Source organism: Pseudomonas sp. RA_35y_Pfl2_P32 (assembly GCF_963970735.1).
GTDB lineage: Bacteria > Pseudomonadota > Gammaproteobacteria > Pseudomonadales > Pseudomonadaceae > Aquipseudomonas.
Genome location: NZ_CAXAQF010000006.1, coordinates 103,551 through 130,320 on the forward strand (window position 1 = coordinate 103,551; position 26,770 = coordinate 130,320).

24 protein-coding genes, 1 tRNA gene and 1 pseudogene are annotated in these 26,770 nt (G+C 58.3%); 2 read left to right on the top strand and 24 right to left on the bottom strand.

Annotation, left to right across the window (positions count from 1 at the left end; translation table 11 throughout):
- Nucleotides 1-8: 8 nt before the first annotated feature.
- From AACY45_RS07685 to AACY45_RS07775, 19 genes are all read right to left on the bottom strand, one after another.
- Complete coding sequence (locus AACY45_RS07685; protein WP_339544894.1) at nt 9-1,505, bottom strand: OmpA family protein; 1,497 nt, start codon at nt 1,503-1,505, stop codon at nt 9-11.
- A 628-nt stretch (nt 1,506-2,133) separates the two neighbouring features.
- Nucleotides 2,134-2,928, bottom strand: a complete 795-nt coding sequence (locus AACY45_RS07690; protein WP_339544989.1) for a hypothetical protein — start codon at nt 2,926-2,928, stop codon at nt 2,134-2,136.
- A 13-nt stretch (nt 2,929-2,941) separates the two neighbouring features.
- Complete coding sequence (locus AACY45_RS07695) at nt 2,942-3,757, bottom strand: acid phosphatase (RefSeq protein WP_339544895.1); 816 nt, start codon at nt 3,755-3,757, stop codon at nt 2,942-2,944.
- 37 nt (nt 3,758-3,794) lie between these two features.
- Nucleotides 3,795-4,640, bottom strand: a complete 846-nt coding sequence (locus tag AACY45_RS07700; protein ID WP_339544896.1) for a MipA/OmpV family protein — start codon at nt 4,638-4,640, stop codon at nt 3,795-3,797.
- 81 nt (nt 4,641-4,721) lie between these two features.
- Nucleotides 4,722-5,756 (bottom strand): DUF1254 domain-containing protein, encoded by a 1,035-nt coding sequence (locus AACY45_RS07705; protein WP_339544897.1) that lies wholly within the window; start codon nt 5,754-5,756, stop codon nt 4,722-4,724.
- A 167-nt stretch (nt 5,757-5,923) separates the two neighbouring features.
- Complete coding sequence (locus AACY45_RS07710; protein WP_339544898.1) at nt 5,924-6,907, bottom strand: helix-turn-helix domain-containing protein; 984 nt, start codon at nt 6,905-6,907, stop codon at nt 5,924-5,926.
- Nucleotides 6,908-7,595: 688 nt separating this feature from the next.
- Complete coding sequence (locus AACY45_RS07715; RefSeq protein WP_339544899.1) at nt 7,596-9,515, bottom strand: alpha-ketoglutarate-dependent dioxygenase AlkB; 1,920 nt, start codon at nt 9,513-9,515, stop codon at nt 7,596-7,598.
- A gap of 227 nt (nt 9,516-9,742) precedes the next feature.
- Nucleotides 9,743-10,837, bottom strand: coding sequence for an AAA family ATPase (locus AACY45_RS07720; protein WP_212620602.1), 1,095 nt, complete (start codon nt 10,835-10,837; stop codon nt 9,743-9,745).
- The gene (locus AACY45_RS07725; protein WP_339544900.1) at nt 10,834-11,652 is read right to left on the bottom strand and encodes a hypothetical protein; all 819 of its coding nucleotides are present in this window, start codon (nt 11,650-11,652) and stop codon (nt 10,834-10,836) included. The genes AACY45_RS07720 and AACY45_RS07725 overlap by 4 nt, the downstream gene beginning before the upstream one ends.
- Nucleotides 11,653-12,121: 469 nt before the next feature.
- Nucleotides 12,122-12,394, bottom strand: a complete 273-nt coding sequence (locus AACY45_RS07730) for a hypothetical protein (RefSeq protein WP_339544901.1) — start codon at nt 12,392-12,394, stop codon at nt 12,122-12,124.
- The gene (locus AACY45_RS07735; RefSeq protein WP_339544902.1) at nt 12,391-13,371 is read right to left on the bottom strand and encodes an integrase domain-containing protein; all 981 of its coding nucleotides are present in this window, start codon (nt 13,369-13,371) and stop codon (nt 12,391-12,393) included. The genes AACY45_RS07730 and AACY45_RS07735 overlap by 4 nt, the downstream gene beginning before the upstream one ends.
- A gap of 905 nt (nt 13,372-14,276) precedes the next feature.
- Nucleotides 14,277-15,605, bottom strand: a complete 1,329-nt coding sequence (locus AACY45_RS07740) for a tyrosine-type recombinase/integrase (RefSeq protein ID WP_339544903.1) — start codon at nt 15,603-15,605, stop codon at nt 14,277-14,279.
- A gap of 164 nt (nt 15,606-15,769) precedes the next feature.
- Nucleotides 15,770-15,845, bottom strand: a tRNA-Thr gene (locus AACY45_RS07745).
- Between the two features lie 78 nt (nt 15,846-15,923).
- A complete protein-coding gene (locus AACY45_RS07750; protein ID WP_339544904.1) occupies nt 15,924-16,745 on the bottom strand; it encodes an FkbM family methyltransferase in 822 nt (273 codons plus the stop codon).
- A gap of 354 nt (nt 16,746-17,099) precedes the next feature.
- Complete coding sequence (locus tag AACY45_RS07755) at nt 17,100-18,329, bottom strand: methyltransferase (RefSeq protein WP_339544905.1); 1,230 nt, start codon at nt 18,327-18,329, stop codon at nt 17,100-17,102.
- Nucleotides 18,310-18,999, bottom strand: coding sequence for an ABC transporter permease (locus tag AACY45_RS07760; protein WP_339544906.1), 690 nt, complete (start codon nt 18,997-18,999; stop codon nt 18,310-18,312). Before AACY45_RS07760 ends, AACY45_RS07755 begins: the two co-directional genes overlap by 20 nt.
- On the bottom strand, nt 18,996-19,691 hold the full coding sequence (locus AACY45_RS07765) for an ABC transporter permease (RefSeq protein WP_339544907.1): 696 nt from the start codon (nt 19,689-19,691) through the stop codon (nt 18,996-18,998). Before AACY45_RS07765 ends, AACY45_RS07760 begins: the two co-directional genes overlap by 4 nt.
- Before the next feature lie 77 nt (nt 19,692-19,768).
- Nucleotides 19,769-20,524 (bottom strand): ABC transporter substrate-binding protein, encoded by a 756-nt coding sequence (locus tag AACY45_RS07770; RefSeq protein ID WP_339544908.1) that lies wholly within the window; start codon nt 20,522-20,524, stop codon nt 19,769-19,771.
- 13 nt (nt 20,525-20,537) lie between these two features.
- Complete coding sequence (locus tag AACY45_RS07775; protein ID WP_095167396.1) at nt 20,538-21,311, bottom strand: ABC transporter ATP-binding protein; 774 nt, start codon at nt 21,309-21,311, stop codon at nt 20,538-20,540.
- 339 nt (nt 21,312-21,650) lie between these two features.
- Here AACY45_RS07775 and AACY45_RS07780 point away from each other — a divergent pair, with 339 nt between their 5' ends.
- Nucleotides 21,651-21,806 carry a hypothetical protein gene (locus tag AACY45_RS07780; RefSeq protein ID WP_339544991.1) on the top strand — a complete coding sequence of 52 codons (156 nt, stop codon included), beginning with the start codon at nt 21,651-21,653 and terminating at the stop codon, nt 21,804-21,806.
- A gap of 33 nt (nt 21,807-21,839) precedes the next feature.
- On the opposite strand, the gene AACY45_RS07785 is transcribed toward AACY45_RS07780, so the two are convergent.
- From AACY45_RS07785 to AACY45_RS07800, 4 genes are all read right to left on the bottom strand, one after another.
- Complete coding sequence (locus tag AACY45_RS07785) at nt 21,840-22,292, bottom strand: hypothetical protein (protein ID WP_339544909.1); 453 nt, start codon at nt 22,290-22,292, stop codon at nt 21,840-21,842.
- 5 nt (nt 22,293-22,297) lie between these two features.
- Nucleotides 22,298-22,714 (bottom strand): hypothetical protein, encoded by a 417-nt coding sequence (locus tag AACY45_RS07790; RefSeq protein WP_339544910.1) that lies wholly within the window; start codon nt 22,712-22,714, stop codon nt 22,298-22,300.
- A gap of 39 nt (nt 22,715-22,753) precedes the next feature.
- Nucleotides 22,754-23,728, bottom strand: coding sequence for an alpha/beta hydrolase family protein (locus tag AACY45_RS07795; RefSeq protein WP_339544911.1), 975 nt, complete (start codon nt 23,726-23,728; stop codon nt 22,754-22,756).
- Nucleotides 23,729-23,799: 71 nt separating this feature from the next.
- On the bottom strand, nt 23,800-24,852 hold the full coding sequence (locus tag AACY45_RS07800) for a PDDEXK nuclease domain-containing protein (RefSeq protein WP_339544912.1): 1,053 nt from the start codon (nt 24,850-24,852) through the stop codon (nt 23,800-23,802).
- A gap of 260 nt (nt 24,853-25,112) precedes the next feature.
- On the opposite strand from AACY45_RS07800, the pseudogene AACY45_RS07805 reads away from it, so the two are divergent.
- Nucleotides 25,113-25,570, top strand: a pseudogene (locus AACY45_RS07805) (carboxypeptidase regulatory-like domain-containing protein).
- Nucleotides 25,571-25,619: 49 nt separating this feature from the next.
- Here the strand turns inward: AACY45_RS07805 and AACY45_RS07810 are convergent.
- Nucleotides 25,620-26,699, bottom strand: coding sequence for a hypothetical protein (locus AACY45_RS07810; RefSeq protein WP_339544913.1), 1,080 nt, complete (start codon nt 26,697-26,699; stop codon nt 25,620-25,622).
- Nucleotides 26,700-26,770: the final 71 nt, after the last annotated feature.

Consider the following 26,770-nt stretch of genomic DNA (forward strand, 5'->3'; position numbering starts at 1 on the left):
CTTTCTACTTATCGACGCTTGGGAGTGAACTGAGCGACGTAAGCGTCACCCTGTTTCGGGTAATAGATTTCACCGGCGACCGCTTTGCCGGCGCGTTTGTCGAACACGAGGTCGATGCAGGTCAACGGCGACTTTTGCTGATCGAGCGCGAACACGCGGTACAGAATCTGGCTCTCACCTTCGTAGGTGTTGGCGACCGAGGCGTAGCTCGGGCTCTGCTTTTTCTGTGCGCCGGCGAAGTCGGTGATCAATTGCATCTTGGGTGCCTGGGCCACTTTGGCGCCGTCACGCAGCACGGCGATGGGGCCCACGGCCACGGAGTGACCGTTCACCGCCGTGGCCCATGGCTTGCCATTGAGCCCTGGGAAAAACTCGGTGGTGGCGAACTCCTTCAGCGGCTTGTCGTCCGCCAGGCTCTTGACCTGACCCTCGACGCGCGGCAGGTCGGCCACGCAGGAACTGAGCGGGGCCGCCGCGTTGGCGGTGCCGATGATGGCGAAAGGCGAGCTTTTCGGGGTGATGCCCATGGCCAGCGGCGAGCGGGTATCGGTCACTGGATGGCCACCGAAGTCGACGCCACCCTTGCCGCTGAGCGGAACATTCGGCGAGCTGTCGGCCATTACGGGGGCTTTGACTTCAGGCGCTGGCGCCTGGGCAATCGGGGTCGAGGTCTTTGCAGGCTTGCTGGCCACGACCGCAGGTTTGCTCGAAGGCTTGCTAGTCACCGGCTTGGTCGCGGTGACCGGCGCGGTGCCGTGGGCGAGGTACTTGGCGTTGCTGCGCTCATTGCGCACGCGCTCCACCAGCAACTGCTCGTTCTGCACTTCGACGAACTCGACACGCCGGTTCTCGGTGCGCCCCTGCTCGGTGGCGTTGTTGGCCAGCGGGCGCGATGCACCGGCGCCCTGGTAGTAAATGTTCTGACGGGGAATACCGACATCGGCGAGGATCTGGCCTACGGCGCGTGCACGTTGCTCCGACAGCTTCTGATTGAAATCAGCCGAACCGGTGGCATCGGTATGCCCGACCACCAGGATTTTCTTCGTGGCCGGCGCCTTGTCCGCTTGCTTGTCTGTCAGTGCCGTCGCCAGCAGCGTCAGTTGGCGACGACCGGCCGGGGTCAGCTCCGCCGAGCCCACGGCAAACATCTCCGAAGACTGGACCTGGGCTTCAACCCCAACGGCTTGCAACTTCGGCGCGGCGCTCGGCGTGGCGGCGACATTGGCGTTCAACTCGTTGACCTGCATCACCAGGCCTTCCTGCTTGGCCACGGCTTGCAGCTTTTGCACCCGGTCTTGGTACAGCAGGGCCACGCCACAACCGACACCGGCGCCAGCGGTCCCGGCAACCAACATGTCCTTGCCGTCGCCTTTGGTCAGCGCCACGACCGCTACGCCCACCAAGGCGCCAACCGCAGCACCGGTGAAACAGGCGGTGGTCCCCGAGGACTCGCCCATGTAATTGTCGATCTGCGCACAACCACTCAGGCCGACCGCTACCGCCATCGCAAGGGCCGTAGGCTTCACTCTTCCATTTACACGCATACCAATGTCCTTTTCCCCATTCCTTAACCCGCCCATCAGACGGGAATTCTTGTCAGCCCAGCAGCTGAATGCGTTACGCCCCGCTGGCGATTGCAGATCGCCGCGGTGCTTCTTGATTGATCGCAGTGCGCGTTATCGAAAACCTGCGCTTGCAAACGCCAGATGCGCAGAAACCCGAGCCGCGTGCAGTGCGCAGGACTCCAGGCAAACAACAGGTGATGCAGTGACCCAGGCAAAAGCCCATGGAGGGGAATTTCCGTATAAGTGCCAGGCGTTAAAGGCCGGGACGTCCGTGTTCGTAGGTGCCGCTGTGAGGCGACAAATCTAGCACACCAGGGCCGTCAGCCATGGGATCGAGGGTAATGGGCACATGATAGTGGGAAAATGAACAATAGTGGCATTGTGATATGTTGAAAAACGACAAATCTGACTTTTGACAGACTCTCGCGGCTGGGGGGAGGCGGCTGGAGGCGGGGCTGGAGATAGGCGCACGGCCGAAACGGAAAAACCCGCCATTAGGCGGGTTCTTCGGGAGGCGTAGCGCTTTTAGCGTTTTCTCTGACTGTTGGGGAATTTTGCTATGAGCGCTTCAGAATCGCCCACTGATACCCAACAGTGGACCCTTCTGGACAATGTCGTAGACGAAACCGTCATGGCGATAATTCACCCCCATGGCCCGGTAACCGGCGACCGCAGAAAAGCCAGGCAAGAACTCCCAGCCCGCCAGTGCGGCCAGATCCCAGTCTTCCCGAGACTGTCCCGCGCCTGCCATTCCCCATGAGGACAGCCAGAATCGGTCATTCACGGCATAGTGCCCACGCAGCCCCGCCATGGCGTCCGCCCAGGTAGCCTTGTCGGAGCCAGACAGACCGCCAGCCGGCCCACCATGCAGGCTGATCGTAGTGCTGCTGTACCAGGCACGCACACCGCCGGCGACGTCCAGTCGACGATTTTCATCACCCAACACGGTGTACCCGCCCCCCAAGAATCCAGAAGCGGTCTTGCCTTCCACCTCAAGCTTGGACGCCGGGGCGTCCGCCGAGAGACGGTTGCGGGTGTCGGTGTCGATGTACATCAGGTCGGCGAGCACGCTGTATGGCCCGCGCCGCGCCTCGCCCATGAGCATCACTGACATATCGACGGTACGCGCGATGTCGGAAAAATCGGACTTTATAAACTGGGTCCCGGTCTTGCTATGGCCTACGTGTCCACGAATGCCGGCGCCCCATACGTAAGGCCCGCCGTTGAACGTCCAGCTATCGCCGTCCGCCGCCATGGCCCCCGTCGAAAAACTGCTCGCGGCTGCCGCAAAGGTGCCAGCCACCAGTGCCAGGTGAGCGTGCTTACGCCGCAAGGCCGAGCGAGGGTTGTCATTGTGCATGATGGTGTTTCTCCGATCAGTGCTGAGTCAGCGAGAGCGCCACGCCCTCGGCCGCACAGTCCCCTGTAGGTTTTAGGCCAGCTTTTTGAGCCGCCTTGACCTCTTCCTTCGCGGCCGCCAAGTCCGCCAGGAACGCCGGATTGCTATGCAAACTCGACACGGTCGCCGCCCCCATGATGCGGCCTGCATCCACGTCGCTCTGCCAATGGGCATCGCAGATGACTCGGCTCTGGCCGAATGACAACCCACGAGTCATCAGTTCAGTGGCGCGCGTTGGTTGAATCTCGGCCAGCAATAGCCCCCAGGCCCAACCGGCAGCAGAGTGACCGGACGGCCAGGAGCCATCCGTGCGCAGCAGTGGTTCCATGTCTTTGCGGCAGGTCCCTTCGTTATGCGCTACGAAGGGGCGGGTGCGGTTGTAGGCATTTTTCCCGGCATAGGTGGAGCCGCCGGCGTCCGTCAGGGTGCGCTGCATCAAGGTATAAAGATGCGGGGTGCTTTTCTCGCTGATCGGCCCGCCCATCGCGCAGGAGAATGCGTTTGCCGGGCCGGGGAATGACAACTCCGCATCCGCTGCCGCGAGTTTCTCCCGGGCTGTGCCACGTAGCGACAGCGCCGCACGCTGTGCTTCCTCATCCCGCGCCAGCGCCGCAGAGTCAGGCTTGGGTGGAGCGCCAAGCAACGCCAGGCGCAGTGGTAAGTGCGCCGAGTCAAGATAGCCTGGGGCTAGTTTGAAGTGAGGGTCCGTGACCTGGGTGGCGGCATCGTCGGCAAGCACCAGCCCCGACCAGAGCAGGCCGACCAGCCCCAACTGCTTATGTACTGTTTTCATCGAGTGTTCCCTTATCTATCCCGGTGTTGCCGGCTGATCAAAACCGGTAGAGGGCATTCAGATAGGCGCCTGCGCCCACTTTTTCACCCGTCAGTGGGCTGTTGCGTGCATCGGAGACCAGGGCGTAGGTCTTGACGCCGCCTTCCAGTGCCAGTTGTGGCTGCCATTGCCAGGTGAGGCCCAGCTTCAAGGTCACGTCACGCATTCCTCCGCCTGGGTGGTATTCGTCGAACCGGGTGCGTGCAGCCTGTTGAGCGGTGATACCGAAGCGCGCCATCATGTCATTCTCATTGCTCCAGGTGCCGTACAGGGTCGAGTCCAGGGTCAAGGTCGAAGACAGTGCATATGCTGTGGCAACCCCGGCCTCCAGGTACGCCGTACGGCCCAGGCTTTCACCGCCGTAATCTCGGCTCTGGCTCGATTGCAGGCCTCGAACAAACAGGCGACCGGCCGGCAGGACCCAATAGGCCTCTGCCCCCACCAAGGCCGTGCTGTCCAGGTTGCCCATTCCCTTCAGGTAGTTATCACGACCGTCCAGGGTGTGGATTCTTTCCTTGCGTCCCGGGTCATACCCCAGCAACAGGGCCACGCCGAAAGGTGACAGCCCAGGCAAGTCCCAGCGCAGTCCGTCCGGGAAGGCCGCGGTAAATTTGCCCCAGTTTTCGGTCGGCAGGACCGCTTTGAGTTTCAGTGACGGGAAGGCGGCGTACCGGGAAGAGCCTTGGTACAACGGGCCGACGGCAACTCCGCCGCCGACCGTCACGGAGGGCGTGCTGCTGGAGTCGTCAGCGTGTGCAGGCAATGCCATCGCAACTGCGAGGGTCGCACCGGTAATGAGTATCGCTGGATGTTTAAAAAAGTTTGAATCAGCGACGGTTGTCATGGTTGCTTTCCTTTGCTGTAAACCGAACTGACGGGCTCTTTTACTTGTTAAAAGTGCGAAGCCTTTTAGTTGATGCTTTGATCAGCGCGCGACGGGTTGCGGCTCTGGGAAGCGCCATTGGCCACTCAGTATTGCGTCGCTCGGCTGATAAAGTCGGACCGTATAGTTCCAGCCGGGCGTGATTGGCAGGCAGTTAGCGATCGTTGCCTCACAACCACCGAACTGAATCACAATCGAGCCATCATCACTTTTCTTGGCGGTGAGGTTATTCAACGAATAGGCGTCATTTGAGTTCTTCTGGAAGTAACCGTCCGCGTTGTAGACACTCACGGACCAGAAGCTGTTGACCGGCACATCTCCAACCTTGAGTCGGTAAACGGTTTTCCCGTCGTTCTGCGGCATCACACCGCCGAGGTAGATAGCGTCCTTGGCCGGGTTTCCGCCCCATCCCGTCGCAGTTCCGATCAAGTGGTGGATCGGATTGACCATGCCCCTGGGGCCAAAAGACTGGTTGTAGTCGGGGATCGTCGAACCCAGGACAGCCAGCGCGTCACGGATCTTTTTCTGGCTCGCCTGATCCCACTTCGGTACTACGAACTCCCCTGCCTGGGCCTGGCTGACCTTGATTGCGTCTTGCAGTGCATGCACCTGCTCAAGGTCCTTGCGATCTGAGGGGTCGAAGAACGTGCGTACAGCAACAAAAACATAACGTGTGCCGACACCCTCTTTCGTTAGCGTATGGCGCCCAGCGTCGTATATGACGGCGGGCACGTAGTGGTCTTCGTTGACCACCGCCATCGACATGAACCTCCCACCGGCCTCAGGCAACGTGATCGTGACTGGACCGGCATCGAGATCGAATACTGCTGATGAGTACAGCGTGTCGCGATTCATTCGGATGACGTTCTGAGCGTCGATGGGCACCGGTTCGCGGCTATGCACAAACCGACCAAAGCCGCCGCTGGCCACCATTTTTCCCATGTAGAGATCGGACTCGGCACGGATAAAATTATCAACACCCACCAAGGGCGCTGTACCTGACGACGACTGAGCGTTCACGCTCCCAAACGTTGTCAATGTCAGAGCGACAATGCAGGCCGTGGATGAGTAGGACATTTAAACCTCTGGGTCTTATACGTTGGCATTACCTATTCAAACTGTATAAGAACACCCCAATGGAAACTTGCCATTTGGTGCCAAAAGCCAAGCGAGTACGTGCCACGACGCCAGCCTCTGAAAGCGGCCAAAAGGTTGGACGAAGGGGGAGGGGTCAGGTGAGGCGGTTAGCGATCATGTTCCAGAAGGGCGCGGTAGCGCGAGGGCGGGCTGCCGGTCCAGCGCTTGAAGGCTCGAGTAAAGTGCGCGGGATCGCTGTAGCCGACCATATAGGCAATTTCGGTCGCAGTGTATTTACCGCTGGCCAGTAACTGAAATGCCTCGCTGCGACGTGTCTCGTCTCGTAACGCGTCGAAGTCGATGCCGCAATGCTCGAGGCGACGCTGCAACGTTCGAGGCGACAGTCCAATCTTTCTGGAAATGGTGGCAAGTTTGGATCGTTCCTGATCCGCAATCTGCCTGGCGAGCACGTCAGCAGTTTCAGCGGTCGACTTTAAGGCTCGGGTGGTTTTCCAGGCTACATCGCGAGTGTATTGCAGGGGAATCTCCAGCAACTCGCGATCAAACTCGATCATGTTGTGCTCAGCGTTCATCTGCAGATTCGGGCCCAGGTACTTTTCAAGCGCCTCGTCTCCTCGTTCTCTCGGGCTTTTTAGTTGGACGCGTATGGCGCCAGGCTCGCCGGACATCAGAGGCACTTTTCTCAGCACCACGAGGCTGGCGGTGATGACTTGCTTGGGGTCAGCCCCATGGTGGCCGTTAAAGTGGTGGATTAGTTTCGTCGTACGCCCTTCGGTGACAATTTTTACTTCTCCTCCTTGATGCAGTAACCCCGTATGAACCGCCGCCATGGCACAAGCCTGAGCGAGGTTGGTTGAGCCCAATATCAATTCGCCCCATGCCCCGAGTGAGCGTACATCGGTCAGGTGTCCCACCGACGCACCGGCGAAGGCATCCTGTGCGATAGCGGCCATTTCGTTGGCGATCTGAAAACACGCCGCTCGAGGGACCCATGCCTCAGGGTTCTGAAAAACGTGAGGAGAGATACCAAAACGCCGAAAGAACTCCAGCGGAAACACGCCGCGCATACTCAGATAGGGGGCTATTTGCCGAAGCGTGCTGAGTTTGATGGCTGGTGCCGCATTCGTCATGGGTGTCCGTACCTGTTTAAAGGCAATCCACTTGATAACCGTCTTTGCATGCAGGGAAACACTTGCGCAAGACTTTTGCCAACGTCATGCGATCGACACAGTAAACACGATGGTCGATTCAGCAACAAGATCATCGCCTTTTGACATTCACCCCGTAGCGAGCGCAGATGGATTTCAAGGAAGAAGTAGCTTCAAGAAGGGATAGGCTGGTGTGCGAATCAAGGAGAGGCAGGGGGAGCCGTTCTACATGCAGGAGTTGGCTCGCATTGGGGCGTAGCGGCGGCGAGAGGGTACAGAAGAGGGCTGGAGCCCACCAGATTTTGATTTACCCGACAGAACCCCGAAAAACCGCCAGAAGGCGGGTTTTTCGGGGGTTCCAGAGATTTTTAAAGCCTTCTCTGGAACGTTGTATGGGCACCAGACGAACGGTTGCTTGGCACTAGGTTAGGTTTTCTGCGGGAATGGAACTCGATGGAAAATTTGGCGTACCCCAACTAGTAACTATAAACAAATCAGCTAGTTATGGTGCTTAGTGGAATCGAATCAGGGATTTATAAAGTATCAGTACGTTGTCGGCTGTACCTAAATCAGGGAGCCCGGCAGACTCGAAGGTCTCCCACGCACTGCCGCCATGGTATGAAATCGCAGGCACTGACTGATTTTCTGGGCAGTAGGCTGGTTTTTGAAATCAGCTAATGTCAACTTTGCGAAAGGTCAAAGATATCCGCCGACCTCGAAGTTGTTTCCCCTCAGTTTTCCGCTGTGGAATTTCGTGCGTCCAGTCGTACCTTGACGATCCGGTCATACATGCGGCGCTTCGACGCGGTAATAGCATTTCATATTTCTCGTTGCGGCGACGGAATATCATTGACCAAGTTTCAATTAGGCTTATGGTTACGATAGTTCCTCTAAAGCAACTTGGACAATCTACGTGTTTGCTGATGCCTTGTCCTTCGATATATTCGTTGACTATTACCTGATCCGGTTTTTCAGAAACTAATCCGTGATCAACTAGGCGGGATGCCAAATTGTCTGCCCACTCTGGCAAAGGCCCTAGATAAGAAGAAGGTTGGATAGAGCGCGAGCGATAATCGTATTTCCATCCATAATGCTGGACGCGTCGACGGAGGTCCCCTAGCCAATCGCTACTGTCAACGAGATTGATAAGTTTTTGTTCCTCATCCGTGCTGATGAATTCAGGAATAAGGCTTAAGCCCTGTGGGTTGCTATGGTTAGTTGGTACTTCAGCGTGAATCTCTCGTGGAGGATCTGTTAGCCTTTCTGAAATGGAACCTGAAGCAATCCAATTTTTGAAGCGCAAAACATCCAATCCGCGAGTTGCTTTAACATGTCCGATATCAATCAGTACTTTGCCTCTAGCGCATACAGTCTTATTTTCAGAATTCACCGTCAGTCTGCCGCTACCACTGTAGGCGATGGTCAAATCTGTGATATCTACATAGGAGCGCAGGGCTTCAGGATATTGTCTTTCAGCGATATCCTGAGCTATCTGTAATACATCTGAATTCTCATAATCGGCAGCAAACCAAAGACCTCGACTGCTGAGGGGGCGATCAATAATTACATCCTCACCAATCTGCAACCGTGCGTTTGCCTGCTTGATATCGAGCTCTAGGGGAGATGATGTCGCACCCCATAACGGAAAACTCTTCGGTTTTTTTTCCGAGCGTTGCCATATTTGTAAGGCTGCAAGTCTAGAGGCAGCGATGCCGCCGCGAAAACGGATGTCTAGATTACGATAGCCTACAATCAATCCGCTGAGGATCGCGGCGGACCACCAAACAGCTGGTGGAATACTACGTAGATCGTTTTTCCAGGTGATAAATTGCTCAGGCTTAGGACGTAACAGTACTAGTTGTAGAGCCAGCCCTAGTGGATCTCGTTGCGATAGTGCTGAGTCGATGACACCGCGGTCATCTAAAATCGCAGCGGTATCCAAAAGTAAAGAGTCTAGAGATTCTGGATCTACACCAAAAATACGCGCTTTATCACATATTGACTCTAGGAGGTCGCTAGATTGCCAAGATTCCCGAATATTGCATTGCATGAAGACCTCAAGCATTGCACGCCAGAGCAGAGTATCTCGTGAGTCGCTTTCGCTGATCATCGTGAAGCACACCCAAGGAGCTTTTTCGAGCCAAGGCGCCCAAGGCATGGGTGTGGATTTCGTTTCACCGAACCATTCGCTGGCCTTTTCAAGCCACGGGGTGATCTTTGGAACTGCCCACAGAGCCATTGCGGCGGCGCCACGCAGTGCGTTCCAATACTCAGGAGGTTGCAGAGGGAATTTCGGGGTCTTTTCCTTCAGATCTCGCGGGTGTAATCCGGAGTGCTCTTCTATAAAAATTTCTTGTTCCGGCAGTGCTAAGTTTGCAAAGCCTTGCGCCATACCTTGTAGGCGCACCTTCTGATCCTGCGAAGTAACCGAGAAGTGAGTAATTGCAAAAAGCGGAACTGGGCCAGGCCAAACCAGCTGTTTATCCTTAGGTTTTAGAGTGCCTAAGGCGGCATTGACCCATTCACTCTTACGCCAGATCATGACTTTTGCGTCGCTGGGCAGCTTTTGAGGATCGACCCAGGCAAGCACCTCTATTCGATCATCAGCTATAGGCGTCTGCACTGGTTGGTCTATACCAAATCGGACCCAAACTAAATCTCTTCTTATAGGCCACCACTCCTCCGCCAGCAAGCTAAGCCAGGCCCGATGGTCCATTGAGAAAGCAAGCCTCATAGGCGCAGCAGGTGTGGTTTCCGTCGAGTGCGGCTCATTTTCGAACTGCAAGGGTAAGGTCAAGCTGGGCTGCGATGGTTGGGTCATCGTGAGAGTAGAGTCGAGTCAGGAAGGCTTGAGAGTTGGGCTGTTGTCAGCGGCGACGGTTCATTCAATAGTATCAACGAGTCACGAGCCCTTGCGCAAAGCATATACATGCGACGGCATTGATCTTTGTCAACGCTCGGTAGGGAGCGCGAAAGATCCTGCAGGTAGACGCTGTCGAACTCTAGGCCGATAGCTGACTCGCCAGTCAATACTGTGATTCCTGCCTTCATTGGGTGGATATTCTGTTCAGCTCCCTTTGGCATTCGGTGGGTGTAAAGATCTACTCGGGTCTCAGGCGGCAGCGCGGATTTCAGCATCTGATGCACTGCTTGCGCTTTCGACACTGGATAGACGATAACGCCAATTGAGCCGCCCCGGTTGGTCAAGCGATTTGCAATAGAAGATATTGCGTCACTCCATTGTGTAAATGTTACAAGGCGTGGCATATCTCCGCTACGTGGCCTTTGTACCACGGCAGGTGGGAGAGTGCTTGATCTGTGAAAGTGTTCGGCCAACGCAGCTATTTCGCGAGTGTTCCGGTGGTTGGCTGATAGTCGGATCGGATCGGGCATAGGCGCAGCGAGAATATCCTCGATAGAAGCTCTTTGGCTATCGGTGGTTTGGTCCTCATCCGCGAACACACTGACAGTTTTTGCACCATAACGTACAGCCCATGCGAAGAATCCAGCGGGTAGGTTTTGACCTTCATCAATCACCAAATGATCCCACTGTGGTTCAATATTGGCCCGTTCGTAGTTGGATAGCAGCGTAGGCCAATCGTATATGAATGGCCCATAAGGCTCGGGTGCGAAACAGCCAATTCTTTGCGAGTGGTCGCTGCTAATAAAGGAGTGCATGGTGGTTACGTTGAGGGCTTGATTCCCAAGCTGTGAACCCAAAGAAGCTAGCAATCGATTTTTTGTAATGAGCAGGCACGAATGTCCTAGCGAGCGTAACAACTGCATCCGGAGTACTGCCAGAGAAGTTTTACCAGACCCTGGTGGTCCCAAGACAAACAATGGGGTCTCGGGATCAGCGTCGTAGATATCCAATTGCTCATGAATAAGGTCATCTAGCAACGGAAGTTTCATAGGGCTTTGTCTCGTCGAATACTAAAATTCGCAGGCTTAAAGAAAAGAGCGTAGTGGACATCCGTGGGCGTTTTGATTGTTTCTGTGAACCTGTCTATATGATCGATCACTAAATTAAACCCTGCTTCGATGAGAAGCTTTTTAAATTCTGGGAATTTAGCTCTGGCCTCTGCGCGGGCACTATTAGTGTAAAGCACTGCGGCAGGTCCCAAACTTGCCCTGGTATGGGCGTTAACCATGTCTCGTACCAAATTTTCAATGTTGAGATTTGGGCTCGCTAGCAAATAAGATGCGACGAACAGAGTTAGGCTTCCTCGGATCGGGCCGAAATTTACCTGATTCAAATCTTGCAGGAATTGGTACTTCGTACGATCGTGCAACCCGCCATGAGCCCGAGTGGCGTTAGCTAATCGCAGGCCAAGATCTCTCATCGATTGGTAGTGGTCTACGCCGTAGTAATCAAATACGTCGTTTTTGCCTAGCGTTGCCGCTAGAGATAGCCCGGCTGTGAAAGGGCCACAGCCGAGATCGATCATCAGAGGGTCGCCATAGCTCTGCCCTGGTTGAAATAGCTGACGGAAAGCGTGTTTCAATTCGTCTAAGTGCCTAACTTGATTGTACTTTGCATAGAGTAACGCCCTATCAGCGCCACTGAGGTGTCCGATTGGTGCGTCAAAATCCGCTTGTCCACCCTCTATGACGTCGGTAAAAACAGTCTGTCTTGGCCAACCTAAAAACGTTGTTGGAGTGGTTCGGTCGTCAGAAGAAATTTGATCGTTAATTTCAACATCCAGCACCGTTTGCAGCCATGGCATAAGCATCCCTCTAAGCTCTGCTGTCGACCATTCGGCATGAAAGAGTCGGAGTAGAACAGTCCATTTAGTGGATTCAAGTTAGTGATGCCAAAGTGCCATGAATTGCTTGGCGACGTCAATGTCAGCTTGTCATTTGTCTTGCACCGAAGGCGGGGGAGGGGGATCTTGAACAAAGAGGAGGGGTTTTTCTATTTTGAGCGAAATTCGAGCGTTTGAAAAAAGGTGCAGAGGTGAGAGGTGGATTGCCGAACGCATGATCAGGAGCGTTAGAGTGATAGGTTGCCCTCAGAAACAACAAAACCCTCACATTTCTGCGAGAGCCATGACGGCGATCCCTATGCCTTGGATGAGTAGCAAAGTCTGAGGGTAATGCGGGGAGATAAGGAAGGGCAATGTAGGGAACTGCCGTAGAAGCGATTATCTAGGCGGATTCTTGAGCGTTCAATTTTGGTCGGTTGCTGACATCCACCTATCGTTTGAACTGCCATGATTTACCTAAGCGAGTAATGAGTAAATGCATAGTCAGCAGATAGTAGTAGCGCGTCGATTCAGCGTGCCGGCTCACATGATTTAGAAACCACGCAAGATGCTTTTGCTGCCAAGTCCAAGGGTTGTCGCGTTGCCAGCGCTCAGCGATAGCTGTATGGATAGCCTTCGCTTGGCGAAGGTGGCGCTGGCGCGTGGTATGCGACCCGGTCAGAACGCCCACTAGGAACAGCTCCATATCGAATGGCTTGCTCATGCTCGACCACCAATGTAAGCCGATACCACATCAATACGACCATGCCCCAGCTCGTAGCTGATTTGTATACGGGCCTGCTGATCGAGTTGCCGGTCGATCTGATAACAACGGCCCCCGTTAATGGGTGCGGGATAATGGGTAATCTGCTCATAGCGTTCGCAAGCATAGGCCGCTCGCAGTTCATGAAAGCCTTTGAGTCCATGGGCATGGAGGGTCTCCCGTGCGGGGCGGACGATCCCCTTTTGGAAATCGAGGTGGCTTTCATTCGGTGCAAGCAGGTTGCGGCTACCTCCGGGCGAGACTTTTTCGGCAAACCTCAGCGCATTACGAATATGATCATCTACCGTAATCCAGCGAGGCGCCGACGCACCCGAACGGCCCCCTTTGGTGCCGTCCTGGATGTTGATCCTCCCGAGCTGCTCGGCTTCCCGTTGCAGTCGAGGAAGGTCGGCCAAAATCGCCTCACGCAAACGCATACCGGTGGCTCGCGCTAACTGAGCGATGGCCGCGACGCGCGTCTGCTGGTTTTCGCAAAGTACCTCTACGATCCGCTTCACCTGTTCGCGGTCTTGGCCTTGCGGCACTGAACGACGAACAGTGGTGCGCCGCATTCCCAGAGTCTTGCTCGGACTTGGTACTTTCACATTCTGATCACCGCGCAGCGCGGCCATGGTCCGATTCACACTGGACAACCGGTTTTGCGCAGTGGCGATGGCCAGCTCACCTTGTTCAACTTGTTGGCGCAAATGTCCGGCGTAGTCCAGCAAGGTCTGCCAATTAATCTGCCGCGCATCGTTAAACCCCGGCCCTTCCTCCGACCGACACCAGCGCACAAACGCCTGCCAGCGATCGCTGTGCGCTTTGACCGTGCCGTAATGCCCGCCGCCAAACAGATCGCGTAACGCTTGCGGCCCTGCATAACTCAGTTGCCGACCATAACCAAAATTGCGCCCATCCCGTCTACCGACCAATCCCATAACCAAACTCCTCTCGAAGCCAAACCCTTGAAGCTTTCCCCACGTCATCCCGCCACGAGTGTTGAGTGTTATCAGGGATCAAGGCCCCTGCGACCTGTGAGGGTTGTCCACTAACGCGGGACTGGCGGCTCTTTACGACCGGGAGCTTGGGCATCTCATGATCTGGCCTCCTGAACACTTCCGAAGAAGTGGGCGGGTAGAGGCTGCACTGGCTGACGAGACCGGTGCTGCGAGATTCTGAGTCTGGTGAAGGCAGTGATGCGATGACCGGGGCCTGCCTGACTGTCAGTCAGGTGCAGTCCATTCCGTGGGCTGCAGCACCTTCATCTGCATCGCTGTTGCTGGTGACTTCGGTGTTTGTCACGCCGATTGTCACGAGGGGGAATGCCGCAAAGCCTTGTACGAGATGGGCTGCAGCAGCGGTAGGAGCGCCCGTCTCTTTCCGGGAGAAAGAGACGGGCGCAGGTTGGCGCAGTGAAATGGCCAAGCGAATAGATTGCTGCAGGGCAGCTATAAAAGGGTATGAGTTGCCACAGTGGGCACTCGGGTAGAAGTAGGCATCCATCACATCGCTGTGACCGTGCGAGCCGCCGGACGCTAATCGCACTTTGGGAGAACCACCACGGTGTGGCGTAGCCTTAAAGGTTCTGGCTACCTCGGTTGCTGTCAACGACAGCGCTTTGCCCGATCTTTTCTACGCCTGTGGATAATTTGGGTCAAGGCTCGAATTTTCGGGAATTCTGCGGCTGTGGATGAAACTATCCACCGGTGGAAATCTATGGTTTTCCACAGACAATTCGCGTGGGCTTTAGATTTTTTAAATGAGGTCCATCCAAGCAGGGCGGCTTTGCAGCCCCGCTTGGATGGACCCGCGTGGAAGGGCGGACAACGGTGATCTCACAGGCTTACCCACGTTTGGATGCGCCACGGCTATTTTGTAGGGCGGTGATGTTGTTGCCGACTGGGTGAGCGAATTCGTGAGGCGTTACATGGCCGCTGCGATTGGCATCAATGTAGTTGCTCCACCACGCCATGATCAGCCGGCGCTGCTCCAGAAATTCAGCTTTGTGGATATACGCGGCGCGCACGCGGTTGCGTTCCTTGTGACTCATTTGTCTTTCGATGGCTGCGTCGGTCCATAACCCGGACTCTAGTAGGGCGCTACAGGCCATGGTCCTGAAGCCGTGGCCGCACACGTCCTTGCTGGTGTCATAGCCGACGTTGCGGAGCATGGTGTTCACCGTGTTCTCGGACATGGGCTTCCAGTACTTGTGGTCGCCCGGTAGCACCAACTCTGAAAAGCGACTGAGGCTGCGCAGGCGCTCCAGAATCTCGATGACCTGCGGCGATAGCGGAACCATTTGAATGTCGCCGTTCATCTTGGTCCCTCGCGTGGAGTTGCGTACTCCTTCAATCGATGCGCGTGTATCGGGGATTTCCCACATGGCGCGTTGGAGGTCGAACTCACTCCATCGAGCGAAGCGCAGTTCGCTGGAGCGGACGAACACATGCAGCGTGAGCAGGACGGCAAGGCGTGTCAGCTCGCGGCCGTTGTAGTTGTCGATACGGTGTAGCAGTTCGGGTAGGCGGTTGAGAGAGAGGGCCGGGCGATGGACTGTGCGCGGCGCGTGAATCGAGCCTGCCAGATCCAGTGCAGGATTCATGGTGATCTGCCGGGCTCTTTTGGCCCCGCGCATGATGGTGGATAAGTAGTTCTGTACCCTTAACGCCACATCCATGGTGCCGCGTTCCTTGATGCGCTGGGTGATTTCTAGCAGGTCGTGGGTATCGAGTTCGGAGATGGGCCGTTGGCCGATCAGCGGGAAGACGTGGGTACGCAGTCGGCTCATTACGGTTTTTGCGTGGCCTTGAGTCCAGCGACGGGACATGTCGGCGTGCCACTCCAGAGCAACGGTTTCGAAAAGCAGTGCCGCCCGCTGGGCTACGATCTTGGCCTTCTTCTTTTCTTCCATTGGGTCGAGGTTGTCGAGCAGCAACGCCTTGGCTTCGTCTCGCTTACGTCGTGCGACGGAAAGGGTAACGATAGGGTAATTGCCGATGATGAGCGTACCTTCCTTGCCGTTGGGCTTGGTGTACTTCAAGCGCCAGGTCTTCACGCCATTGGGTTTGACGAAAAGGTACATGCCGCCGCCGTCGAACAGTTTGTAGGCGCGTTCGCGGGTTTTGGCCGTGCGGCATTGCAGGTCGCTGAGGGGGATCGCTAGACGTGGCATAGGGGTACGCGCTCCTGACCGGGAAATCGCAGTACCCCTAACATACCCTCGGGGAAGGGGGATTTTGTTGGATCCCGACAGAGGGTCCTGGAACGAAAAAACCCGCCAAAGGGCGGGTTTTCGGGGCTTCCAGAGCATTCAGTAGAATGCAATGGAGCCTAATGTGGTGCCGGCACCAGGAGTCGAACCCGGGACCTACTGATTACAAGTCAGTTGCTCTACCAACTGAGCTATACCGGCGTGTTGGGCGACGATTATAGCGATTGCTTTGCGTCTGTAAACCCCTGAATTCTGACTATTTTTGCGTAGCGCTCAGGGTCAGGCCCTGCGCAGCACTTTCTTGAGCTTTTCGACGGCTCGCCAGGAGCGGCTGTTGCGCAGGGCGTGGAGTTCGGCTTCGGCGCGGTCGGCGCGTTGGCGTTCGTGGTGCAGGGCGGTTTCCAGGTCGGTCAGGGGGTAGCTGAAGCGGTGGCCGTAGCAGAACTGGAACTCGTCGAGGTTGCACGGGGCCAGTTCGAAGGCGCCTTTGAAGTGCAGGTGTTCTTCGGCCAGGTAGAAGGTGTTGAGGCCGTCGAACAGCACCGAGTGGTAGCCGGCGTCGAGCAGCAGTTGTTCCCAGGTCTGGTCGCGGGTCCAGGGGGTTTCGATGAGGATGATCCAGGGGCGCCATTGGCTGAAGTCCATGCCGCGCAGCACGGTTTCCTCGTGGCCTTCGACGTCGATCTTGAGGAAGTGGATCGGGCCTTTGACGTGTTCTTCGCAGATCGAGGTCAGGGTGCGGGAGTGCACGGTGTGGCTGCGCACGTCCATGCCGGCGTCGCGGTGCTGCTTGGCGACGCTGGCTTCTACGGTGGACAGGCCGGTGTCGGCGATGGCGTAGAAGGTCAGGGCCTCGGCGTTGTCGCCGGCCACGCATTGCAGGTTGATGTCTTTGGGCCGTTCCTGGCACAGGGCGTCGTGGTAGACCTGGACTGGCTCGATGTTGATGCCGGTCCAGCCACGCTCATAAAACGCCTTGGTCACCGAATCCACGGTGGGCTGGTTGGCGCCGACGTCGATGTAGAAGCCGTTTTCGAAGTGCTTCAGGGCGCGCCACAGGCGAATGTCTTCGAAGTTCTGAGCATAGGAAATGAAGGTCACTGGCGCTTCCTGTCAGTCGGATACGGCGATTGTTGGCACGCGCAGGGCGCCCGATGACTGTGTATAGCAACTGCCTTTGATGGGCGCAATTGTTGGCCGGTCAGGTGCCAGGATTCGGCAGTTATGTCCTTTGGTTTTAACGCTTATGCACAACTGGCTGTTGTCTGGCGGTCTGGATGAAGGATTTTTTGCAGGAATTCTCAACAAATCGCAACTGGCTGTTTTTTCGTTCGTTTTTTAATGTGAACAAAAAATGACCAAGGTGCTTTTGGCCCTAAAAGCCTTGGATCCAAAGGCTCATATGGATTTTCATCAACAGAGTTATCCACAGGCTGTGGTGCGACAAAACGCCCCTTAATGGCGCTCGGCTAGCAGCAGCAAGTTGCGCGGTGTCAGCGTGCTTTCGCAGAAGGTGCCGAGGCGAACCTGGTAGCCCTGGGATTCGAGGAACAGTGCGCGGTCGAGGACCAGCCACAGTTCCAGGGGGCGGCGAAACAGGCCGCGCAACAGTTCCAGGTTGCGCACCTCGGCCAGGCGTTGCCAGCCGGCGGCTTCCAGCGCCGACCAGTCCTGGCTGCCGACGGTGGATAAGTCCTTGAGTGCGGCCAGGTCGCGGCAGTAGTCGGCAAAGGGTTTGTCCAGCCAGGCGCTGGGCAGCGACGGTGTGGGCAGGTACTGGTTCTGCCCGCGCAGTTGCCGCTGCAGCAGGTCGAACCCCAGGCGCCGGGCCATGGAGCTGTCACGTTGGCGTCGGACCCGGGTGCCGGCGGTCACGGTCTCGCTGAGCGGCAGGGCCAGGTCGTCGAGGGACAGGTGCAGGCTGGAGGCTTTGCCGGCGCTGGAAAGGGCTTGGTACTGGCTGGCGCGGGTACGGTTGTAGCAGCACGGGGCGATGGCCAGGTGTGGGCAGCCGGCGGCGCTGGCCAGTTGCAACAGGCGCACGTGCAGGTCGCCACAGGCGTGCAGGGCTACCGGCGTCAGGTCGGCGCTGACCCGGGCCGCCGCATCGGCCGCCAGCACGTCTTGCTGCAGATGTTGGGCCGTGAGCCGATGGTGCGCACTCAGGGCCTGGCCACTGGCGATCAGCGCCGGGTCATGTTCCAGGCAGGTCAGTTGCTGGCCGGCTTGCAGCAGGCGGCGGCCCAGATGGCCCTTGCCGGCACACCAGTCCAGCCAGTGCCGGGGTTGCCCGGCGAAGTGCAGGCAGGCGGCAAAGGCTTCGATCTGCTGCCATTTGCGCCCCGGGACGTCGACGTTCAGGCGCGGCGCGGCGGGTTCGATGGCGTGGGCGGGGAATTGCGCGAGCGCGCTGAGGGCAACCGACTGTGCGGCCAGCGCCGGGAAAGGGGCCGGCGCGAGTAGTTGTTCAGGGTGGTTGTGGCTGTCTTCGGCGTGTTGCAGTGTGCGCTGGCGCAGCCACTGGGCCAGTTGCGGGTGGTCGGTTTCCCACGGCAACTGGCGTTGGGTAAACGGGCGCGGGCGCCAGAGTGCCTGGTGCTCGCAGAGGAAGGCATCGAGGGCGCGGAAGCGGGCGAGCAGTTGCTCGCCCGTCAGCACCGACGGCTCAGCGTCCCTGGCAGGCATCGACGCGCAACCAGCGCTCCAGCAGCTTGAAACCCCGGACCAGGACGTAGGCCATCAGCAGGTAGAACATGCCAGCGGCGAAGAAGATCTCCACCGGCAGGTAGGTGCGGGCAATGATGGTGCGGGCCATGCCGGTCAGTTCGAGCAAGGTCACGGTACTGGCCAGGGCGCTGGCCTTGAGCATCAGGATCACTTCGTTGCTGTAGGCCGGCAGGCCGATCCGCGCGGCACGCGGCAGGATGATGTAGAACAGCGCCTTGGGCCGCGACATGCCCAGCGCCCGGGCGGCTTCGATTTCACCCGGTGGGATGGCCTGGATCGCGCCGCGCAGGATCTCGGCGATGTAGGCGGCCGTGTGCAGGGTCATGGTGGCGGTAGCGCACCAGAACGGATCGCGCAGGTACGGCCACATTGCGCTGTTGCGCACCGCGTCGAACTGCGCCAGGCCGTAGTAGACCAGGAACAGTTGCACCAGCAGGGGCGTGCCGCGGAAGAAGAAGATGTAGGCGTAGGGCAGGGCGCGAACGTACCAGCGCTTGGACGAGCGAGCGATACCCAGCGGAATCGCCAGCAGCAGGCCGAGGATGACGGCGATGGCCACCAGTTCCAGGGTCAGGGTGGCGCCCTGGGCCAGCTTCGGCAGCCACTTGATGATCACTTCCCAGTTCATTGGTTGCTCCGGGCAAAGCCGCGAGCGGCGCGTTTTTCCAGCAGGTGCATGCCGGTCATGGCGATGACGGTCAGGCCCAGGTACATGAAGGCGGCAACCATATAGAAGGTGAACGGCTGCTTGGTCATGGTCACGCCGTTTTGCGCGTGACGCATGATTTCTTCCAGGCCGATGACCGAGACCAGGGCCGTGTCCTTCATCAGGATCATGAACAGGTTGCCCAGCCCCGGCAGGGCGATGCGCCACATCTGCGGCATGATCAGCCGGGTGAAGATCCGCCACTTCGACAGGCCCAGGGCTACGCCCGCTTCGCGGTGGCCCTTGGGAATGGCCAGGATCGCGCCACGGAACACTTCCGTGGCATAGGCGCCAAAGCACAGGCCGAGGGCGATCACGCCGGCGGCAAAGGCATTGAGCGCCAGGTCAGGTTTGCCGAAAAACTCGCCCAGGGCACGCATCAGGTTGACGGTGCCGAAGTAGATCAGCAGCACCCACAGCAGTTCCGGGATGCCGCGCACCAGGGTCGAGTAGGTGCCGCCAAGCCACTGCAGTGACTTGTGCGGGGAAGTCTTGGCCAAGGCGCCGAGCAGGCCGAGCACCAGCCCCAGGCTTAAGGCCGTGAGAGCCAGTTTGACGGTCATCAGCGCGCCAGCGGCGAGCGCCGGGCCGAATCCTTGGAGTTCGATAATCATGGAGGTCTATTCAAGTTGCAGCAGGCTTTGCTAAAGACCGGCGCGCCGGGTGGGCGCGCCGGTCAGGCACGTCAGGATCAGTAGATGCTGAACGGGAAGTACTTGTCGTTGATCTTCTTGTAGGTGCCGTCAGCGACGATTTCCTTGATGGCGGCGTTCAGCTTGTTGCGCAGCTCGTTGTCACCCTTGCGCACCGCGATGCCGATTTCGTCGCTTTCCACCACCGGGTCGCCTTTGAACTCGTAGTTCTTGCCGGCTTCGCTTTTCAGCCAGTCGTAGTTGGCGTACTTGTCGGCCAGGATGCCGTCGACGCGACCGGAGGTCAGGTCCAGGTAGGCGTTTTCCTGGGTGTCGTAGAGGCTGACCTTGATGTCGTCACCGTAGGTGTCTTCCAGCCAGGTACCGGCCAGGGTCGCGCGCTGGGTGCCGATGGTCTTGCCCTTGAGGTAGGCCTTGTCGGTCTTGAAGTCGACGTTTTTCGGCGCGATGAACTGCAGCTTGTTGGAGTAGTAGCGGTCAGTGAAGTCCACGGCCTGCTTGCGCTCGTCGGTGATCGACAGCGACGACACCAGGAAGTCGAACTTCTTGGCGTTGAGGGCCGGGATGATGCCGTCCCAGTCGGAGGTGACGACTTCGCACTCGACTTTCATCTTGGCGCACAGGGCGTCGCCGATGTCTTTGTCGAAACCGACTACCTGGCCGCTGGCATCCTTGTTGTTGAACGGCGGGTAGGCCGCTTCGATGCCCATCTTGAGTTTTTCGGCGGCCATCGCATTGGCCGAGAACACCAGGGTGGCGGCCGCGGCCAGGATGAATTTCTTGTAGTTTTGCATGCGGGTAGCTCCGTTAGCGGTTGCTGGACATGAATTGTTTGCAGCGCGCCGAAAGCGGGTTTTCAAACACCTGCTGTGGCGATCCTTGCTCTTCTACCAGGCCTTGGTGAAGGAACACGACTTCACTGGAGACCTGACGGGCGAAGCCCATTTCATGGGTGACCAGCAGCATGGTGCGGCCTTCTTCGGCCAAGGCGCGGATCACGTTTAGTACTTCCTGAACCATTTCCGGGTCAAGTGCCGAAGTGGGTTCATCGAACAGAATCACTTTGGGCTGCATCGCCAGGGTGCGGGCAATGGCCGCGCGTTGTTGCTGGCCGCCGGACAGTTGCGCCGGGTACGCGTGGCGTTTATCGGCGATGCCGACCTTGGCCAGCAGGGCTTCGGCGACTTCGATGGCCTCGGCCTTGCTCTGTCCCAGCACGCGGCGCGGTGCTTCGATGATGTTATCGAGCACGCTCATGTGCGGCCACAGGTTGAAGTTTTGAAACACAAAGCCGATTTCGCTGCGCAGACGGTTGATCTGCCGGCCGTCGGCGGCCACCAGTTCGCCGTTTTTGGCCGGCTTGAGTTTGAGTTCTTCGCCCGCCACCAGGATCTGCCCCTGGTTGGGGTTCTCCAGGAGGTTGATGCAGCGCAGGAACGTGGACTTGCCGGAGCCGGAGGAACCCAGGATCGAGATCACGTCGCCGTCGCGTGCGGTCAGCGAGACGCCCTTGAGCACCTCCAGCTGGCCGTAGCGTTTGTGCAAGTTGCGGATTTCAAGCGCGGGCGTGGCCTCAGCCATGTACGGTCCTCATTGTGTTCGGTTGTGCCTGTGCTGTTGGGCAGCCTTTCCTGGCGAGGCGCCAAGCTAGCATAGCGTTGGAATGGCGGCCAACAGCCCCACGGGGTGCACACGGGAAGTGGTGCGCGGTTGTCGCATCGACGCAGCAGACTGTCGCGCTATCAACAACCGAACATCTGTTTGAAGCCATGTTTGCGTGGGGGGAGCGTAAAAAAAGGCGCGATGGTGCCAGCTTTGGCCGGGGGTTGGAAGCGCAAAGCGGACATTCGTTCCAGATCGGCACGTTTATTGTGCGCCGATGCGTCCAGTGACTGGGTGGCACGGTAAGGCGCTGGCAAAGTGCAACTGCGCATGCGCCGCAAGCGCCTGGCCGCCGGCGAGACCATCACTTACCGAATGTGGCAGTTCCCGGGCCTGACCTGCGCGGTGATCCCGTTCATCATCGGCGTGCTGAGCATCAGGTTGGATAACCAAAACGGCCGCTGTCAGGGATGACGAGCGGCCGTTTTGGTTGGCGGGTTGCGGGGTTTACTCGGCCTTGTCGTCCGGTTCGCCCAGCGATTCGCGGTAGCTGTCCAGGGCATTGCCGAAGTCGCTGATGAACTGCGGTTCGGTGAGCCAGGCCTGGGCGGTTTCGCGGTCCATGCCGTCGGCCCACATGCGGTAGTCGATCAGCATGTCGGCGGCCAGGTGGGTGGCGGCCATGGCTTCGTTCTCGGCGTTTTCCATGTCCAGCAGGTCTGGGTGCTCGTTGATGATCTCGCTGAGGTTCGACAGCAGGGTCAGCAGCATGTCATTGCGGCTGGTGGCCTCGGCGGCGTGCATCTTGCTGAACATTGCCAGGGTGTACTCGGGGATTGGCGCGTCCAGGTGGCCTGTCTCGTCGTCCAGTGCCAGCGGCTTTCTGCCGACCATGCGGATCTGCTTGGCCTTGGCCTTGGCGCGTTTGGCGCGTTTTTGCTGTTTGTTCGGGGATGCCATGTAATTCAGTTCGCTTTCGGTTGAGTGTTGGCCGCGATGGCGTCGGACGCCGCCACGTAGTCAGCCTGGAAGGCTGGCGATTCGATCCACGCCAGGGCGCCGGCTTCGTCGGTCTCGGTGGACCATTGGCGATATTCGATCAAGGCCGCCAGGATGAAGTCCATGGCACCTTCTTCGCCTTCCTGCTCGTATACCAGCTCCAGCAGCGGGTCTTCGAGGAAGGCGCTGCACATGGCCTGCTGGCTGGTTTTTTCGGCATCGATCATTTTCTTGAACAGCTCGGTCAGGTCCACTGACTCGAAGTCGATGCGATCGTCGTTCGGGTCCAGGTCTACCGGCGCGGCTGCGCGTTGGGTGCGGTTCTGCTTGGCCTTGGCTTTGGCGCGGGTGGCGCGTTTTTGCTGCTTGTTCGCGGATGCCATGGGCGTCGTTCCGTATTTCGTCGAGAGGGTGCAGGCCGGTCAGCTACGGGGGACTCGCCGCCCCGGGTGATCGGGGGCCAGTTCGCCATGTTGCAGCCAGGACAATGCAATGGGCCATAGTGTGGCTTGGTATGGGCTGCGAAAAAAGCCGAAATGTCCGACTTGTTGCTCGCCGATGTCTTGCGGGTCGATTCGCAAGTGCGTGTTGGCACTGCGGGTGAAGTAGCCCAGCAGGCGCTCGATGGCGGCAACGGTGCCGTAGGGGTCGTCGCTGAGGCTGATTGCCAGGGTTTTTGCGGTGACGGCGACGAAAGGTAGCTGGCCGACCTTTGCGGCCAGCACGCGGCCGCTGGGGCACTGCTCGAAGCGCGGCGCGGAGCGGCTCCAGTCGCGGACCACGCCGGCCGGGGTGTCTTCCAGCCAACCCAGGCGTTTGCCGGGGAAGTAACCGCAGAGCCAGGTCACCAGCGGCATCACCACATGCCACTTGCCGAACATCCGCCAGCGCAGGTCGGGGGTGTAGTCGCGCCAATACGCGAACTGTGCGCCGACGGTCACCAGGCGCCGGATCACCGGCCCCGAACTCGCCAACCCCGCAGCACAGCCGCCAAAGCTATGGCCGACGACATCGATGGGCTGGCCGGGAAACTCGCGCTGGGCGCGCTTGAGCATGGCCTCGAAGTCCAGGTGGCCCCAGTCCGACCAACTGGCGTCGAGGTTTTTCAGTGAGGCCGGGCGCGATTCGCCGATCCCCCGGTAGTCATAGGTCATGACGTCGAAGCCATGGGTGCACAGGTACTCGGCAAAGCGCGCGTAGTGGCGGCAGCGCACCGACGTGGCGGCGTTGATGATCACCACGGCCCGGGACGGGTCGGCAGTGGCATGCCGCCAGGTGAAACCACCCAGGGTAAAACCGTCGGCGGCAGGCTCCCGGAAGGGGCTCATGAGCGGCTTGGCCGGCAGTTCCAGCTCGATTTGAGTCGGTGTCAGTGAAGGGCTTTCCTGCACATTCATTGGCGCGCAACCTTTGCGGGTAGCTGCCAACCATAGTCTTCCTGAGACGGGTGGACAATCCACCCGGGAAGTCAATGACGTCGGTTGAGCAGCCGTTGCTCCAGCGTGACCCGCTCACGGTCCAGTTCCGCACGCAGTTCTTCCTCGCTGGGCAGTACCAGTTTGTACTTGCTGGCGAATAGCTGTTCGTGACCTTGCAGCATGGAATAGCGGACCACCGACTCATCCTTTTGCGCGCAAAGGATGATGCCCACGGTGGGGCCGTCTTCCGGGCCGCGCTTGAGGTCGTCGTACATGCGCACGTACATGTCCATCTGGCCCACATCCTGGTGGGTCAGTTCGCCGCGCTTGATGTCGAAGATGACGAAGCACTTGAGCAGGTAGTTGTAGAACACCAGGTCGATGTAGAAGTCCTTGCTGTCGGTGCTGATGCGTTGCTGGCGGGCGATGAAGGCGAAACCCTTGCCCAGTTCCAGCAGGAAGCCTTGCAACTGATTGATCAAGGCTTGTTCCAGATCGGTTTCAAGGACCGAGCCCGCATTGGGCAAGCCAAGAAACTCCAGCACCACCGGGTCTCGCACGAAATCCCGGGGTGTGCTCAGCAGTTGCTGGATATGGGTCGCGGCTTCCTGCTTCACGGTCGAGCGATCGCGGCTGGCCAGCAGGCGTTCGTAGTAAAGCGTGCCGATCTGGCGCTCCAGGGCGCGGGTCGACCAGTTCTGGGTGGCGGATTCGTTCATGTACCAGTGGCGGGCGTGGTCGTCTTCAACGCGCAAAAGCCTACGGTAGTGAGACCAGCACAATTCGGAACGCACTGCGTTCCAAATTGGGAAAGTTTGGTAGAAGTCTCGCATGTGTCGCAGATTGCGCTCATCAAAGCCTTTGCCAAACTCCGCCGTCAGCACGCTCGCCAGTGTCGCCAGCAGTTGCTTGCCATACCCGGCCCGCCTGGCGCCCTGCTGCTCGAACTCGACGATATGGCGCCCGATTTGCCAGCAGGTTTGCACCTGGGTGGTATCGACTGCGCGTAACACCTTGCCTCGCGCCTCGCGGATCAGGTCGCCAAGGTTGCCCAGCAGTGAGGCAAGCTGTGGTTCCGGGGGCTGGGGTTCGAGGGTGCTCATGAGGGTATCCGCGTCGGGAAGAAATGGCGGGAGAGCGTCTCAAGGGTGGGGTGGGGCGCGATGCAGGGCGGGGCCTGGAAGTCTGCAGGAAAGACCTGCTGATGGGCTGGAATCCAGCCAGAGGGGGCGACGTTCGAAAGGTGAGTCCTGTAGTCCGTTTCGTGGTGGGCTCAAGTTCAAATCAGTCTGAAACTTGGCCGTGCCGGATGAAATCGAAAAGGGATAACGATTGGGTTCTACAGGGCCCGGGAGTTGTCACCATGAAACATGTTCGTTCGTTCCTGTTGCCACTGACGGCGGTGGGTTTGTTGCTGTTCCCCTTGCTGGCGACAGCCGCCCGTTATGAGCCGATCGAGAGCGCCGGGGTGCAAGCCCAGCCACAGCAGCAAAACGGGATTACCTACTTGTCCGGCGGTATCGGCCTGGATGAGTCCCGAGCCATTGAGCAAACCCAGGGCTACAACCTGCACATGACCTTTGCGGTGGGCCCGCAGAATCAATACACGGCCGACGTCGATGTCGTGGTGCAAAAGGCGCCAGGGCAGACCGTGCTCACGTTGGATAACGCCGGTCCGCTGGTCTACGTGAAACTGCCTGCCGGCACGTATTCGGTCATCGCCACGCGCAATGGCGAGGAGCGGCGTGATATCGCGGATATCGGGATATCGGCAGTGGCGGCGCAAGCAATCTGGTCTTTCACTGGGATGATGCCCAGTAGCTGCCTGGAGCCGCCACGGCCCTGTCACTGAAGGCGGGATCGTGGCGGGTTACGGGTGGGCAGGTGTACCGGGTGCCGCCAGTTTGATGGAGAGGATCGCCGTGCTGGGGATCTTCACCTTGATCGACTGATCCGCAAATGGCCACTGGATCACGCTAAGGCCTCCCATCGACCAGATCACGTGGGCGTTGTTCAAGGCGCAGTCGGCCTTGACGCCATAGCTGTCGATCGCCTGGTATTTTTCGCAGAGCTCGTTGCTCAGCAGTATCTGCTCTGCCTGGTAATTGCCGAGCCCCAACGTGTTGATGATTTTCCCGGGCAGGGTGCTCCAGGTGTTGCTCCCAAGCATCAGCAGGAGGGCCAGCAGTGGGCTGACGATCAGCACATGGCGCTGGTTTTGCCGGATCACGGCGGTGATTGCGCTGAGGAGCGTCAGCAAGGCTAAAAAGCACAGGGCCATGAACGGGTATTCGCCCATGGTTTTGACCATCCCGGGGGCTCCCCTGGCCAGGGCTGTCGTTGCCAGCAGTGCGACGAGGTTGCCGGTAAGGAATGTCAGGAAGGCGGTGATGGCGAACTTCAGCCAGCTATAGGCCGGTAGTTCGTAGTTTTTTTGCAGGGGCAGGCCGAACGCGATGCCGATCACCAGTGGCCCGGCCAGCAAGCCTAGGGTAAAGGCATGGCCGTCCCGTAAAAAATATAGAGCCAGCCACAAGGCGGCGAGGCTGCAGAATCCGGGGGCGACAAAATAGCGGTTGATCAGGCGTCGATCGAGATTTGCCTTGGGGGTGTTGCCGTTGATTCGATACTTCAGCTCTTCATGCACGGGTTTGTCGCTGAAGAATACTTCTGACCAGATCCACCCGGGGGCGGTAAAGCCAAAGCCAATCAACAACACGATGACGCACCCCATGAGGGCTGCCGCCGCCAGAAGCGATACGAAGCCAAACAGGTCGAAATCGGGGTAGAAGTGGTTTTGGCCGAAATAGATCAGGAAGATCAGGAAGCCGAAAGCCAGGGAGGCGAAGTGAAACAGCTTCCAGTTGTGCTGTTCGATGAACTCGAAAACCTTGTCCAATGCCTTGAAGGGTTCGGATGGGTCGTGCTTGCCCGTGGTTGGCTTGTCCATGCGTAGAGCCTTTCCTTGTGAAAATGTTTGAGCATCTTCAGTTTTCTACGGGCATAAAAAAACCCTGAATC